Source organism: Ureibacillus thermosphaericus, from assembly GCF_002370195.2.
GTDB lineage: Bacteria > Bacillota > Bacilli > Bacillales_A > Planococcaceae > Ureibacillus > Ureibacillus thermosphaericus.
Map to the genome: position 1 here is coordinate 1598234 of NZ_AP018335.1, position 15574 is coordinate 1613807.

Below are 15574 nucleotides of genomic sequence, written 5' to 3' on the forward strand. Positions count from 1 at the left end.
AGACAATGTTTCAAAGATTACAATATAACAGGAATAAATATTGACTTTCAATGAAATGAACGTATTGAGTTAAGTAGAGGAGTAGTAATATGAAACTGGAAAAATTATCACCAGTTAACAATCAATTGTTATCTGATTATTGGGCGGAAAGTGAACATTTGCTCTCATTTTATCAATATCCATATAAAGATGAATCATTTCGAGTACGAGCTCATTATTTGAGAGAACAAGCGTATAATCGAAAAAGTTTATGTAACGTTATTTATCAGTATATGGAGCCTTTTGGCATTTCAGAAAAATCAATGGAGAATCTAAAAAAATTAGAAAAAGGTGCGTTGGCAGTTGTTGGTGGTCAACAAGCGGGATTGTTGACGGGTCCGCTTTATTCTGTTAATAAAGCAATTAGTGTTATTTTGCTATCGAAAGAACAAAGTGAAAAACTAGGTATTGATGTCGTACCGATTTTTTGGATTGCGGGTGAAGACCACGATATTTTAGAAATTAATCATACTTATACGATTGTCGATGGATTGCCAAAAAAGAAAATTTTTGACGTAGCTCCTCGCAAAAAGACAATTGCTTCCGAAACTCGGTTTGATCATTCGTTAATGAAAGATTATATAGATGAAATTTTTAAAGATTATGGTGAAACGGAATACACGCATGATCTCTATCATTCGGTACTGCGACATATGAATGACAGTGAAACATTTACTGATTTCTTCGCTCGTTTAATGAATGATTTATTTAAAGATGAAGGACTGCTAATGATCGATTCAGCGTTTCTACCATTTCGACAATATCAAACCACTTTTTTCCAGCGAATCATCGAAAAAAATGAGGAGATTAGTTTAGCAGTAATTGAAAAGGAACGATTATTAGAAAAGAGAGGGTATGGTACTCCGATTGTTGCAACGGAGGAAAATGCGAACCTCTTTTATGTGCGAAATGGAGAACGATTTTTACTTGAAAGAAAGAATGGCTTATTTGTTAATTCGGCTGCAAACGTAAAATTTACCCTTGAAGAACTTTTACAAATTGCTGAACAATCACCAGAACAACTAAGTAATAATGTGGTAACGAGACCTTTAATGCAAGAAATGTGTTTGCCAGTATTGGCTTTTGTGGCTGGTCCTGGAGAACTTCATTATTGGGCGGCTTTAAAAGATGCATTTGAAGTATTAGACTTACAAATGCCGATTTTAGCCCCAAGGTTAAATATTACTTTTATTACTCGTCGTGTAGAACAACTGCTTTTTGAATATCAACTAACTTTTGAAGATGTTATGGCTGGTGAAGTGCAAAAAATAATGAAACAATTTATTCAGGATATTCAAGAGGTTGAAGCAGAGGAAAAAATACAGCGAATCAGAAAGATGTTAGACGAGCAATATGATGAGTTATTACAACTATTGAATGCGAAACAGCTCCATTTGGAAAGGATATTAGAAAGAAATAAGAATTACCACAATATGCAACTTGATTATTTAAGTCAAAAAATCAAACAAGAAGTCTTACTAAAACATCATCACACAATTCGCCGGTTGAATACAATTGTAAGTGAGTTGTATCCAAACAACAATTTCCAAGAACGTGTATTTAACCCATATCAATATTTAAATCTTTATGGCTTTAGTCTTATTACACACTTATTACAATTACCAATGAAAATTGGGAATTATCATTATTTGATAAAATTATAGCGTTTTTTCTATTTTTTTAGAGCTATCTCGTAGGAGATAGCTTTTTTAATTCTTTTTTCTTATACACTGCTCTGTTTACGGAGTACAATTGGCATAATTTGTGAAAAGTTTACAAACTATGCGAAGAAATATGTGGTGGAAAGTGGGGGAATGTGGTACATTATTTACTAAAGTGGGGTGAGTAGCATGTTCATGGGAGAATATCAACATACTGTTGATGCCAAAGGACGTTTAATCATACCATCAAAATTCCGTGAATTATTAGGAAATACTTTTGTCATTACACGGGGGCTTGATAACTGTCTTTTTGGTTATCCTATGAACGAATGGCGAAAGCTCGAAGAAAAACTGAAAGACTTGCCAATGACGAAAAAAGATGCAAGAGCATTTGCTAGGTTCTTCTTTTCTGGGGCTACCGAAGTTGAATTAGACAAACAAGGGCGCATTAACATCCCTTCGAATCTTGCTACTTACGCAAAACTTGAAAAAGAATGTGTTATTTTAGGTGTTTCAACTAAGATTGAAATATGGTCTAAAGAACTTTGGGAAGAATATTTCAACGAAGCAGAGGAATCTTTCAATGATATTGCAGAAAATCTTATTGGCTTTGACTTCTAGCGAATACATCGATGAAGGAGCAATCATTTCATGTTTGATCACACAACTGTACTATTAAAAGAAACTGTCGATGGCTTAAATATTCATCCAGACGGAATATATGTGGATTGTACATTAGGTGGTGCTGGTCATAGCGAGTACTTAGTTCAACAACTTTCTAGCAATGGTAGACTAATATGTTTTGATCAAGACTTAACTGCCATTGAACATGCGAAAAAACGTTTGGAAAATTATAAGGATAGAGTGAATTTTGTTCATTCCAATTTCAGGTATATAAAACAGGAATTGGATAAACTTAATATTCAGAAAGTTGATGGTATTCTCTATGATTTAGGAGTTTCCTCACCCCAATTAGATACTCCGGAAAGAGGATTTAGTTACCAGCACGATGCTCCTTTAGATATGCGAATGGATCAAACTCAAGAACTAACTGCCTACCATATTGTAAATGAATGGCCATATGAAGATTTAGTGCGTATTTTTTTCCGTTATGGGGAAGAACAATTTTCAAAGCAAATTGCTCGAAAAATTGAAATGGCAAGAAAAAAAGCACCCATTGAAACAACAGGACAGCTTGTCGATTTAATTAAAGAGGGCATTCCAGCATCTCGTCGTCGTACAGGTGGACATCCAGCAAAGCGAGTTTTCCAAGCAATTCGCATTGCAGTGAATGATGAATTAGGGGCGATTGAAGAGTCGCTGACAGATGCCATTGATTTATTACGTATTGGCGGTCGGATAAGCGTTATCACATTCCACTCTTTGGAAGATCGCATAGTTAAAACAATATTTAAAGAGGCTTCATCATTACCAGAATTACCTCCAGGTTTACCAATCGTACCAGATGAATTCCAACCGGTATTAAAAAATATTACGAAAAAGCCGATTGTTCCATCGGAGGAAGAGTTGTTGGCAAACAATCGAGCGAGATCAGCAAAATTACGTATCGCTGAAAAAATTCATGAAAAAGGGCGTGGCTAAATGGCAGTTCGGGTTAGGCAACCATTATATTATCAACAACAAGAAATACCCTATCAACAACCCACCAATCAACCAAATACAAGGCAAGCAAAAAAGAAGCAACGTAAAATCATTACAGCAAGGGAAAAGTTTTTATATATCGCATTTGTTATAGTTGTTGCAACTTTATCTGTATTCGTATTACATAAACAAAGCTCAATTCAAAAAACAACGATTGAAATACAAAAAATTGAAAGAGAAATCGCAGAAATTGAAAAAGAAAATGCGGATTTAAAAGTACAGGTTAGCGAATTATCAACATATGAAAGAATTTGGGAAAAAGCCAATTCACTCGGTTTAACTCTTAAAGAAGATAACGTAAAGGTAGTGCCGGGAGAATGAAGAAAAAGAAATTTCGTTTTCAATGGGGAGCCTTTCTAATGTTTTTATTATATGGAGGGCTCTTTTTTGCATTATTCTTAAGGATTACTTACATCCAAATTACTGGACAAGTTGAAGGAGAAGAATTAAAGGCAAGGGCTGCAGCATTGTACCAAAAGGAAGCGGTGATTACTGCTGAACGCGGAAAAATATTAGATCGGAATGGAAATGTAATAGCAGAAGATACGTTAAGCTATCGACTAATCGCCGTTGTCAATCCAGTTGCAACAACAAACCCAAATAACCCACAACATGTTGTAGATCCTAAAAAAACAGCTGAAATATTAGCAAATTATATTGATATGGATGAATCGACTATTTATAAGATATTAACAAAACGAAGGCCGAATGGTGGATATTATTATCAAGTTGAATTCGGTTCTGCAGGAAGAGGAATCAGTCACGAAATCAAAACGAAAATTGAAAAGGAAAAATTACCTGGTATTAAATTTGTAAGTGATACGAAGCGATATTATCCAAACGGTATTTTTGCATCCCATTTAATTGGTTTTACGCAAAGAGAAAAGCAAGAGGATGGAACGTTTATTCCTGTAGGGAAAATGGGATTAGAATTGATTTACAACGAACAATTAACTGGAGAAAACGGGAAAATTAAATATGAAAGCGATGCATTTCACTATTTATTGCCAAACAGAGATAAGATGGTACAACCAGCGAAAAATGGTGACAATATTTATTTAACAATTGATAAAACAATTCAAAACTTCTTGGAAGATGCGATGACAAATGTGGACCGAGAATATAATCCTGACTCGATGGTTGGCCTTGTAGTGGATGCAAAAACAGGTGAAATTCTTGCATTGTCTCAACGTCCTACATTCGATCCTGAAACTAGAATTGGTTTGGAAAACAACTGGTTAAACTACGTGACACAAGAAGTAATTGAACCCGGGTCTACAATGAAAACATTTACTTTAGCTGCTGCAATTGAGACAGGCAATTGGCATCCGAATGCTACGTATCAATCTGGTTCTTATAGGGTGTTGGACAGAACGATTCGTGACCACAATATTCATGGTTGGGGAAGAATTACTTATTTAGAAGGTTTCCAACGTTCATCCAACACTGCGATGGCCAATTTACTAGAACTAATGGGCAATGATACTTTTATTGATTATTTAGAAGCCTTTGGATTCGGGAAAAAAACAGGCATTGATTTGCCGGGAGAAGTAACAGGAACAATTTTAACCCGATATCCAATTAACTATGTAACAACTTCATTCGGACAAGGTTCTACTGTGACGCCGATACAGCTAGTGCAAGCCATGACAGCCATTACGAATGATGGCGTTATGATGCAACCATATGTTATAGATAAAATTGTGGATTCTTCCACAGGAAAAGTGATTGAAAATCATCAACCGAAAGAAAAAGGAAAACCGATTTCTGCAAGCACAGCGAAACAAGTAAGAGCAATTTTGGCTTCTACCGTTACTTCGGAAGTAGGTACTGCGAGAAACTATAAAATTGATGGATATGAAGTTGCGGGGAAAACAGGTACAGCTCAAATACCGAATCCAAATGGAAGAGGCTATTTATATGGAAAAAACAATTATTTATATTCCTTCTTAGGTTTTGCCCCTGTTGATGATCCACAATTGATTGTTTATGTAGCAGTGAAAAGACCAAAACTTAAAGGAACTGAAATTGGTTCTGAACCGGTGGAAAAAGTATTTAAGCCTGTAATGGAAAATAGCTTAAAATATTTAAACATTAATCCAGAAGATGCGAAACCTGTAGAGAAAATAACGATAGGGAACTATATTGGGAAAAAAGCTGCGAACTTAAAACAAGAATTAGAGAGTCAAGGTTTAAAAACAATTATCATTGGTGAAGGCGGAGAAATTATTGACCAATATCCGAAAGAAGGAGTTTCAATGGTAAAAGATAGCATCGTCTTTTTAAAAACGGATGGCGTTGTGACATTGCCTTCTTTTGAAAATTGGTCATTGAGAAATTTACTAATCTATAAAGCGATGTCCGGTATAAACATTGAAATCGTAGGAGAAGGCTATGTAGAAAGCCAAAGTGTATCAGAAAATACAATAATTACTGATTCCTCCCCGATCGTTGTTAAATTAAAAACTCCTGAAGAATTATTCTTAATAAGTGGTGAGGAATCTGAGGAATTGCCCCAAGATTAGCTTAGCTTTTGAATAGATGAGAAGTTCGTTTCATACCTTGTAAAAAACGAGGTGTGATGTCGAATGAAGTGGATTTCAACCGTCTCCAAAAAACGGTTGCGGATTGTAATGTACGGCTTTATTCTTTTTGTGATAGCCGCCATCGTCCGACTGTTTATTGTTCAAATTATTCAGCATGACAAGTTGACAGAACTGGCAAAGGAAAACTGGGATCGAGAAATTCCATTTGCTTCAGAAAGAGGAGAAATAGTCGATCGTAACGGTGAAGTCATTGTAACAAATAAATTAGCGCCGACCTTGTATTTTATGCCTGCACAAAATGATAATATTGAACAAGCTGCCAAACAAATTGCTTCTGTCTTAAAAGTTGATGAAAAAAAGTTGTATGAAAAAATGAATTCAAAATCGTACTTAGTAAAGCTTGCACCAGAAGCAAAAAACATTACTTATGAACAAGCTGTTGAACTTCAAGGGTTAAAAATTGATGGTCTATATACAGGTGTCGATTATGTTCGACATTACCCTTATGGGAATTTATTATCCCGTTTTATTGGATTCACTGGCTATGATACGCAAGGCTTAGCAGGCATTGAATATCAATATGACAAATACCTCACATCAAAAGATGCGGCAATTCGTTTGTTTACGGATGCAAAAGGAAATACTTTACCACACGTAGATGATGAGTGGCGAGAAGGGCATCAAGGAGCAACTGTACAACTAACAATTGACTTAGAAGTTCAGCAAGTGGTTGAAAGAGAATTGTCGCAAGCGATGAAAAAATATAATGCAGAACAAGCCTTAGCAATCGCCATGAATCCAAATACGGGAGAAATTTTAGCCCTTGCTTCTTATCCTACATACGATCCAAGTAACTTAGAAAAAGTGAAACCTGAAATTTATAACCGCAACTTGCCCGTTTGGATGACTTTTGAGCCAGGATCAACATTTAAAATCATTACACTAGCCGCTGCCATTGAAGAAGGGAAAGTGGATTTAGAAAAAGAGACTTTTTATGATAAGGGGTATACAATTGTAGAAGATTCAAGACTTCGCTGTTGGAAGCGCGAGGGACATGGACAACAAACATTTTTACAAGTAGTAGAAAATTCTTGCAACCCGGGGTTTATTGAACTTGGGCATCGAGTGGGTCCAGATAAGTTATTGCAGTACATTAAAAACTTTGGTTTTGGTGAACCGACTGGATCAAACATTGCCGGAGAAGCGAGCGGCATATTATTCTCAAAAGAAGCTTTTGGACCTGTTGAGCATGCAACAACGTCTTTCGGGCAAGGAATTGCTGTAACGCCTATTCAACAAGTTCAAGCTGTATCTGCAGCCATTAATGGAGGGAAACTATTTAAGCCATATGTCGTTTCAAAAATTGTTGATTCAGAAACGGGAAAAATCATTCTTGAAAATCAACCGGAATTAAAACGTACGGTTATCAGTGAACAAACTTCCGAAAAGGTAAGGTATGCGTTAGAATCTGTTGTTGCAAATGGATCCGGACGAAACGCATATCGTGATGGGCTGCGTATTGGTGGGAAGACAGGAACTGCTCAAAAAGTAGAAAATGGTCGATATAAGGTTGGGGATTATATTGTTTCTTTCATCGGCTTTGCGCCGAGTAATAATCCTCAAGTCGTTGTATATGTTGCGATTGATAGTCCGAAAAGTTCAGTCGTTTTTGGTAGTACCATTGCAGCACCTATCGTCGGGCAAATTATAGAAGACATTGCGCCAATCATCGGTTTGGAAGGTAATCGGGAAGGGCAATTGGAAAAGCAGTATCGTTGGGGAGATCCAATGACAGAACGGGTACCAAACTTAGTTGGAATGAAAGTGGATGAAATCATGAAGCTTCAATACCCATTCCATATTGAAATGCATGGAACAGGAAAAGTTGTAAAAAGTCAATTGCCTGAACCGGATAATATTATTGAAGTGGATGGAACGATTCATTTATATTTAGGAGATTAAATAGAATTGAATTTTACTGCTCCTGCGGCAAGGAAGCTTTTCCTCGCGGGAGTTCATCAATAACAAGAGAGGAACTTTCCTTATTTTGTTAATAGTACCATGCTTCCATCTATGATATTGTAGAAATCGATTCAGAATGAAGTTTTTGAGGGAGATCTAACATGTCTATTGAAATAACAATAACTATTTTAGCAGTATCCTTTCTTATTTCAGTAATATTGGGGCCGTTGATAATACCAATACTTCGACGGTTGAAGTTTGGCCAAAGTATTAGAACGGAAGGTCCCAAATCCCATATGAAAAAAGCCGGAACGCCAACGATGGGTGGAGTGATTTTCTTAATTTCCATCGTTACAACTACAATCGTTGTTGGAAAAATGCTTCAATTATTTACTACCCAATCCGTTGTTATGTTATTAGTTTTGGCAGGATTTGGTGTCATCGGATTACTTGATGATGGCATTAAAATTGTTTTTAAAAGAAATTTAGGTTTGACTTCATTGCAAAAATTAGTCGGTCAAATCATTATTTCCATTTTAGCCTTTTTACTATTAAGGCTAGGTACATTTGATACTTCCATCAGCATTCCTTTTACCGACTGGTCGGTTGATTTAGGAATACTTTACGTGGCCTTCTTAATTTTTTGGCTCGTTGGTTTTTCCAATGCGGTCAATTTAACAGATGGTTTAGATGGATTGGTGGCTGGCACAGCATCAATCGCCTTTAGTGCCTTTGGCGTCATCGCACTATTTAATGGGCAGACGGATGTGGCATTATTTACTTTTGCAGTAACAGGAGCTTTGCTAGGATTTTTAATTTTCAATGCGAATCCAGCAAAGGTATTTATGGGAGATACGGGTTCTCTCGCTCTTGGAGGAGCTCTAGGACTCGTATCTGTCATTGTAAAGGAAGAATTATTGCTATTGCTTATTGGGCTAGTTTTTGTAATTGAAACATTATCTGTTATCCTTCAAGTAGTAAGTTTTAAAGCGAGAGGAAAACGCATTTTTAAAATGGCCCCTATCCATCACCATTTTGAATTATCTGGATGGTCGGAGCGAAAAGTTGTCGCTGTATTTTGGTCAACGGCATTACTAGTAGCAATGATTGCTGTGATAGCGGAGGCATATTTATGATTCATACAACAAAATTTCAACATAAAAAAGTTTTAGTATTAGGTTTAGCAAAAAGCGGTGTAGCAGCTTCAATGCTTCTACATAAACTTGGGGCATTTGTAACAGTTAATGATGCGAAGCCATTCGAAGAAAATCCCGATGCTCAAAATCTATTGAAAATGGGAATTACAGTAATATGTGGGAGACATCCAGAAGATTTGTTGGATGAAGGTTTCGAACTTGTTGTAAAAAATCCTGGCATTCCTTATACAAATTCAATTGTCAAAGATGCTTTGAAAAAGAATATACCTGTCATTACTGAAATTGAATTAGCATATCTAGTAAGCGAAGCACCAATGATTGGTATTACAGGAACAAACGGCAAAACGACGACGACGACATTAATTTTTGAAATGTTAAAAGCGGGGAATCGCAAGCCAAAAATTGCTGGAAATATTGGGACTGTAGCATGCGGTGTAGCTGAAAATGCCAGCATTGATGAAGTAATTGTAACGGAATTATCATCTTTTCAATTAATGGGGATTGAACAATTTAAGCCCAAAATTGCAGTGTTAACAAATTTATATGATGCACATTTAGACTATCATGGAACTTTTGAGGATTATGCAAAAGCGAAATTTGGTATTACCAAAAATCAAACAGAAGAAGATTATTTAATCTTTAACAAAGATCAAAATGTGGTTGCAGATTGGGCAAGTAAATCCAATGCAACAAAAATTCCATTCAGCGTAAAAGGTCGCATGAAAGAAGGAATTAGTGCTGATGATTCTATGATTTACTGGGAAGGAGAACCGTTTATTCATCGAGAATTGATTGCTTTACCTGGTAAACACAATTTGCAAAATATATTAGCAGCCATTGCTGCTTGCAACATTTATGGATGCGACAAATCAGCGATGGAAGAAGTGTTAAAAAACTTTTCTGGTGTTCGCCATCGTACTCAATTTGTACGTGAATGGAATGGTCGAAAAATTTATAACGATTCCAAGGCGACGAATTGCTTAGCAACAAAAGTAGCTTTAGAAGCATTTCATCAGCCGATTGTATTAATTGCCGGTGGACTTGATCGAGGACATTCCTTTGAAGAATTGCGTGAAGCAATGAAGAATGTAAAAGCGGTAGTAGCTTTGGGCGAAACGAAACACCGATTTATCGAATTTGCAAAATCTTGCAATGTTAAGAAATGGGACATTGCTACAAATATCGAGGAAGCTGTTGAAAAGGCTGCGCAACTATCTGAGAATGGCGACGTTATATTATTGTCACCAGCTTGTGCTAGTTGGGATCAATATAAAAGTTTTGAAGTGCGAGGAGATTTATTTATCGAGGCGGCAATGAAGCTTTCTTAAAAAATGCCAACTTGATTTTGAAGCAAAAATTATTTAGGAAAGGATGCCATCCCTGAAATTTACGTATAAAAGGCTATTTATTATTTCGGCATTCATACTTTCGATTATTGGTGTAATTTTCATTTATTCGGCAGGTACATATTGGAGTGCGATTCACTATGAAGGTGAAATTCCATTTTACATTAAACAATCCATTTATCTTTTATTGGCATTAATTGTCTTCTACATTGTTTCGAATATGCCGATATTTCACAATGAAAAAACATGGATTAGCTTATATATATTTTCTCTCGTACTCCTTGTTCTTGTCTTAATTCCAGGAATTGGTCTTGAGCGGAATGGATCACAAAGCTGGATCGGAATTGGCCCATTGACAGTTCAACCTGCCGAATTAGTAAAAATTACGACATTAATGTATTTAAGTTTTCTATTAAGCAAAGTGCCAAACGGTGAACGGGTTGTCCGACTCCAGCACTTCCTCATCATTCTAATCCCAAGTGCTTTAATCATGTTACAACCCGATTTCGGATCTGTGTTTATTTTAATTGTATCCTCTTTTATATTGCTCTTTATTGCAAAATATCCAATAAAACTGTATGTGGCATTTATCTTACTTGGTGTTGCCGGATTAATCGGTCTAATTGCTACGGCTCCTTATCGCTTGAAACGAATTGAGGCTTTCATTGATCCATGGCAAGATCCATTAGGAAGCGGTTTCCAAGCGGTACAGTCTTTGCTGGCCATTGGACCTGCTGGGTTACTCGGGCATGGATTTCAACAAAGTAGACAAAAATTTTTATATTTGCCAGAGCCGCAAAATGATTTTATTTTTTCAATTATTTTAGAGGAAATCGGTTTTTTGGGCGGTTGTTTAATCATTGGACTGTTCTGTTTATTTATCTATTCCGGAATAGGATTAGCTCTGCAAGCAACTAGAAGCTTTGATTTTTTCGCCATTAGTTCCCTTGTAGCAATGATTGGTTTTCAAGCAGCGTTAAATATTGGTGTTGTAATCGGGCTGATTCCTGTAACTGGTGTGACATTACCATTTATTAGTTATGGCGGTACTTCGTTAATGATTATTTGGTTTATTGTTGGCGTCATCGTTTCAATATCCAATCGAACCGTATAAATTGGAAAGGAGGAGTAAAAATGGACAAAGTTATTGATATAGAAGAACGCATACCAACTTTGAAGAAAAAAAGAAGAAGACGAACAAACATAAAGTTTGCTGTCATCATATCACTATTTGTAGCGACGTTATTTTTACTCCTTTATTTCCAATCTCCTTATAGTAATATACAAAAAATTACGGTGCATGGAGCGGACTTAGCAAAAAAAGAATATTATTTACAAAAGTCTGGACTTGAAATCGGCCATTCAATGTGGGGGTTTAAAATTTCAAACGTTGAAGAAACTTTACAAGATGAATGGGTCAAACATGTAGTTGTGAAGCGAAAATTGCTTACAACAGTAGAAATTGAAATAGAAGAATATCGAAAAGTAGCCTACATCTTTGAAAATAATCATTTTTACCCGATATTGGAAAATGGGGTTGTTTATAAAAAATCGGAAGAATTTCCTCCAATTGATGCACCAATCTTTTTGCATTTCCATGATGAGGACTTAAGGAAATTGGTACTAAAAGAATTGGCTGAACTTGATGAAGAGGTGCTAGCGTTAATTTCACAAATTAATTTAGCTTCTACAGAAACGGATCCATTTGCGATTACATTGTTTATGAACGATGGCTATGAAGTAAGGGCGGAAATTACTTCTCTAGCTGAAAAACTTAAATATTATCCGGCAATCGTTGCTCAAATCGAAAGCACTGGAGAGTATGAAAAGGGAATTATCGATATTGAAGTTGGTTCTTATTACAAACCCTATTCAGAAGAATATAAGGTTTTGAATATAGGTACGCAAACCGATAGTGAGAAGGAAGAACAGGATGTGGAAAATGATGAATCCACTTCATAAGAAAAAACAAAATAAATTTAAGCGAAAACATTTTATCCTTCTATTCGTTAGTATCGTAACAGGTTTCATTATTGGCTATGCCTATAATTTGGCAAGAGACGATAAACAATTTGATTCGAATTATTTTGAACAGGAAGATATATACCGCACAGAGCTTATTGAGCAACAAGAGAGAAATAAAGAATTGATGGATGAGCTCAATGCATTAAAAGCTCAAATAAGAGAATATGAAAAGTCTTTTACTGAAAGTACAAATGACTATAAAGAATTAGCACAGGAAGCTGAAAAATTGAGGCTAATACTAGGCGAATTGCCTGCTCATGGTGAAGGAATCAGAGTTACACTAAAAGACGGACATTACAACCCGAAATCGACAAATCCAAATGACTATATTGTTCATGAAAGTCATATTTTTATGGTCATTAATGAATTAAAAATTTCCGGTGCTGAAGCAATTGCTATTAATGGACATCGGTTGAAACCAAATTCTTATATTCATTGCAATGGTCCTGTGATTACGGTGGATGGAACACAATATCCTGCTCCTTTTGAAATTGAAGCAATCGGAAATTCAGAAACATTAATTTCTTCTTTAAAAATAGCAGGTGGAGTTTTTGATCAATTATTAAATGATTCAATTATCGTAACTATTCAAGCATTGGATAATATTGAAATGCCTTCAATAAATTCTTAAAAGGGGGCAGGCAGGTGGAAAATAAAGTAGTCATTCGAATCACGATTATTTCTTTTATTGTAGGGTTAATGATTGCTGTTCAATATAATACAATACAAAAACCTGAATCACGAGATACTAGAGACATTTGGGAAATACGTCAAGAGCTATCAGAAGAAAAAAAAGTGCACTCTGAACTATTAAACGAAATTGTTTCATTAAAAAAAATTGCAGCAGAATATGAAGATGCAAACATTGAAGAACAAGGAAAAGTATTACAATCAACTGTTGACAATTTAAAAAAGAGGGCAGGTCTGACAAAGGTGGTTGGTCCAGGAGTTCATTTAAATATTAGGCCTGCAGAAGAGTTGATTCTGAGCGGCTATAAAGTGGAACCAATATCCCCTGATCTTTTAATTAGACTTGTGAACGAAATATATCGTTATAACGGTCTTTATATTGAAATAGATGGACAGAGAATTGTCCATACTACTGCCATTCGGGATATTAATGGAAAAACGACAGTCAACAGTGTTCCAATAAGCAATTCAAATGTAGATATTTATATTATTACGGAAAACTTTGAACAAGCAGAAAAACTTCATAGCTATTTATATGCTTCGACTTTTCAAGATGATTTTTATCTCGATAATTTGAAGTTGACAATACACCCAGCAAAAGAGGAGATTACGATTGATGCCTATGATGGGGATTTAACTAATACTTATTTGCTGAAAAGTGAAGGGGATTAGAATATGTGGTTACCATTTTTAGGATTAGTATTAGGATTAACTTTAGGTTTATTGACCGATATTCAAATTCCTTCAGTTTATGAAAATTACTTATCAATAGCTGTACTTGCTGCGCTAGATACAATTGTTGGAGGAATTCGGGCAAATTTGCAACAAGTTTACGATGATAAGGTGTTTATCACAGGTTTTTTCTTTAATATCGCGTTAGCTATTGGACTAGCTTTTTTAGGTGTCCATTTGGGAGTAGACTTATATTTAGCAGCGGTTTTTGCTTTTGGAGTCAGACTTTTTCAAAATATTGCAATCATTCGACGAATTTTGATACAAAAGTGGGAAGACAGACATGTAAAAAAGGATGAAAAAACTGTATAATAGCTGTAGAATTTTATTATGTATTATGTTATACAAGAATTTACTTAGACATATATAGTATTTTAAAATAAAATGAGTGTAGTAGCATTCGAAGGAGGTGCGGTGAGATGAACCATCAAAATATATATATTTCACTCGATATAGGTTCCTCTTCTATTAAAGTATTAATTGGTGATGTAACAGATGGCCAGTTGCATGTTATAGGAGTTGGAAACGTCAAAACGAATGGCGTTAGAAAAGGTGCAATTGTTGATATAGATGCAACCGTTCAATCAATTAAAAAAGCCGTTGAACAGGCAGAACGAATGACAGGAATTCAAATTCGAGAGGTCGTTTTAGGTATACCTGCAAATCAAACAGCCTTACAGCCAGTGAAAGGTGTTGTGGCAGTTAATAGCGAAAATCGTGAAATTACAGATGATGAATTAGAGCGAGTGTTTGAATCTGCTCAAGTGATGTCGATACCACCAGAGCGGGAACTTGTCAATTTAATTCCAAAACAATTTATTGTCGATAACTTGGATGAAATTAAAGATCCCCGCGGTATGATTGGTATTCGACTTGAAATGGATGCCACAATGATTACTACATCTCGCACATTGTTGCATAATGTTCTGAGATGTGTAGAGCGTGCAGGACTTGATATAAAAGAAATTTATTTGCAACCCTTGGCAGCAGGATATTTTGCATTAACGGAAGACGAAAAGAACCAAGGTACCGCATTTATTGATATTGGTGGCGGTTCAACCACGATTGCCGTATTTGAAGATGGCTTGTTAACTCATACAGGAGTCGTTCCGATTGGTGGCGACCATATTACAAAAGATTTATCCATCATATTAAAAACTCCAACTGAACAAGCCGAAAAAATAAAGAGACAATATGGACATGCCTTCTATGAGGATGCTTCGGAAGAGGAAGTATTTGAAGTGCCAGTTGTAGGTACAGATGCCACAGAAGAGTACAGTCAAAAATTCTTAGCGGAAATTATCAGTTCCCGTTTGGAAGAATTGTTTGATCTCGTTTTAGACGAATTAGCTCGCTTAGGAGTAAGAGATTTACCTGGTGGAATCGTCATTTCAGGCGGTGTTGCTTCATTAGAAGGTATTGCTCAACTTGCACGCCAAGTTTTGCAAACGCGCGTGAGAATTTATATTCCTGATTATATCGGGGTTCGAGAACCTTCATTTACAACTGCTGTTGGCTTAATTTGTTATGCACATATGGAAGATGAATTTTTTGGAAGAAGCCCGGTATCAAAAGCACCTGTTTATCAAGCGGTAGGTTCAGTTACTACTCCTCCTAAAAAACAATCTCATGCATCTGAAAAAGCTGATAACGGTAATAAATCGAGCGTTATCGATAAAGCAAAAAGGTTATTTGATAAATTTTTTGAATAAATAAAAAGAAGAATATAAAAAAACTTAGACTAGTGTGGCAGG

At 35.8% G+C, this 15574-nt stretch carries 14 protein-coding genes; all 14 read left to right on the plus strand.

Features of this window, described 5'->3' with window-relative positions:
- Positions 1-89 precede the first annotated feature (89 nt).
- The 14 genes from bshC to ftsA all read left to right on the plus strand — a co-directional run bounded on the left by bshC (position 90) and on the right by ftsA (position 15532).
- Positions 90-1703 carry a bacillithiol biosynthesis cysteine-adding enzyme BshC gene (gene bshC / locus UtA1_RS07660; protein WP_096550589.1) on the plus strand — a complete coding sequence of 538 codons (1614 nt, stop codon included), beginning with the start codon at positions 90-92 and terminating at the stop codon, positions 1701-1703.
- 186 nt (positions 1704-1889) lie between these two features.
- Complete coding sequence (gene mraZ, locus UtA1_RS07665; protein WP_016837513.1) at positions 1890-2321, plus strand: division/cell wall cluster transcriptional repressor MraZ; 432 nt, start codon at positions 1890-1892, stop codon at positions 2319-2321.
- A 30-nt stretch (positions 2322-2351) separates the two neighbouring features.
- Positions 2352-3302, plus strand: coding sequence for a 16S rRNA (cytosine(1402)-N(4))-methyltransferase RsmH (gene rsmH / locus UtA1_RS07670; RefSeq protein ID WP_096550590.1), 951 nt, complete (start codon positions 2352-2354; stop codon positions 3300-3302).
- Positions 3303-3683 carry a cell division protein FtsL gene (gene ftsL, locus UtA1_RS07675; RefSeq protein ID WP_096550591.1) on the plus strand — a complete coding sequence of 127 codons (381 nt, stop codon included), beginning with the start codon at positions 3303-3305 and terminating at the stop codon, positions 3681-3683.
- On the plus strand, positions 3680-5887 hold the full coding sequence (locus tag UtA1_RS07680) for a penicillin-binding transpeptidase domain-containing protein (protein ID WP_096550592.1): 2208 nt from the start codon (positions 3680-3682) through the stop codon (positions 5885-5887). The genes ftsL and UtA1_RS07680 overlap by 4 nt, the downstream gene beginning before the upstream one ends.
- A 63-nt stretch (positions 5888-5950) precedes the next feature.
- A complete protein-coding gene (locus UtA1_RS07685) occupies positions 5951-7870 on the plus strand; it encodes a stage V sporulation protein D (protein ID WP_096550593.1) in 1920 nt (639 codons plus the stop codon).
- 161 nt (positions 7871-8031) lie between these two features.
- Entirely contained in the window at positions 8032-9006 is a 975-nt protein-coding gene (gene mraY, locus UtA1_RS07690) for a phospho-N-acetylmuramoyl-pentapeptide-transferase (protein WP_096550594.1), read from the plus strand.
- Positions 9003-10355, plus strand: coding sequence for a UDP-N-acetylmuramoyl-L-alanine--D-glutamate ligase (gene murD / locus UtA1_RS07695; protein WP_096550595.1), 1353 nt, complete (start codon positions 9003-9005; stop codon positions 10353-10355). The genes mraY and murD overlap by 4 nt, the downstream gene beginning before the upstream one ends.
- A 43-nt stretch (positions 10356-10398) precedes the next feature.
- Positions 10399-11487 (plus strand): putative lipid II flippase FtsW, encoded by a 1089-nt coding sequence (gene ftsW / locus UtA1_RS07700; protein WP_096550596.1) that lies wholly within the window; start codon positions 10399-10401, stop codon positions 11485-11487.
- 20 nt (positions 11488-11507) lie between these two features.
- A complete protein-coding gene (locus UtA1_RS07705) occupies positions 11508-12335 on the plus strand; it encodes a cell division protein FtsQ/DivIB (protein WP_096550597.1) in 828 nt (275 codons plus the stop codon).
- On the plus strand, positions 12307-13029 hold the full coding sequence (locus UtA1_RS07710; protein ID WP_016837504.1) for a DUF881 domain-containing protein: 723 nt from the start codon (positions 12307-12309) through the stop codon (positions 13027-13029). The genes UtA1_RS07705 and UtA1_RS07710 overlap by 29 nt, the downstream gene beginning before the upstream one ends.
- A 14-nt stretch (positions 13030-13043) precedes the next feature.
- Positions 13044-13760: a DUF881 domain-containing protein gene (locus tag UtA1_RS07715; protein ID WP_016837503.1), complete on the plus strand. Its 717-nt coding sequence runs from the start codon at positions 13044-13046 to the stop codon at positions 13758-13760.
- Between the two features lie 3 nt (positions 13761-13763).
- Entirely contained in the window at positions 13764-14132 is a 369-nt protein-coding gene (locus UtA1_RS07720; protein WP_016837502.1) for a small basic family protein, read from the plus strand.
- A gap of 107 nt (positions 14133-14239) precedes the next feature.
- Positions 14240-15532 (plus strand): cell division protein FtsA, encoded by a 1293-nt coding sequence (gene ftsA / locus UtA1_RS07725; protein ID WP_096550598.1) that lies wholly within the window; start codon positions 14240-14242, stop codon positions 15530-15532.
- Positions 15533-15574 lie beyond the last annotated feature (42 nt).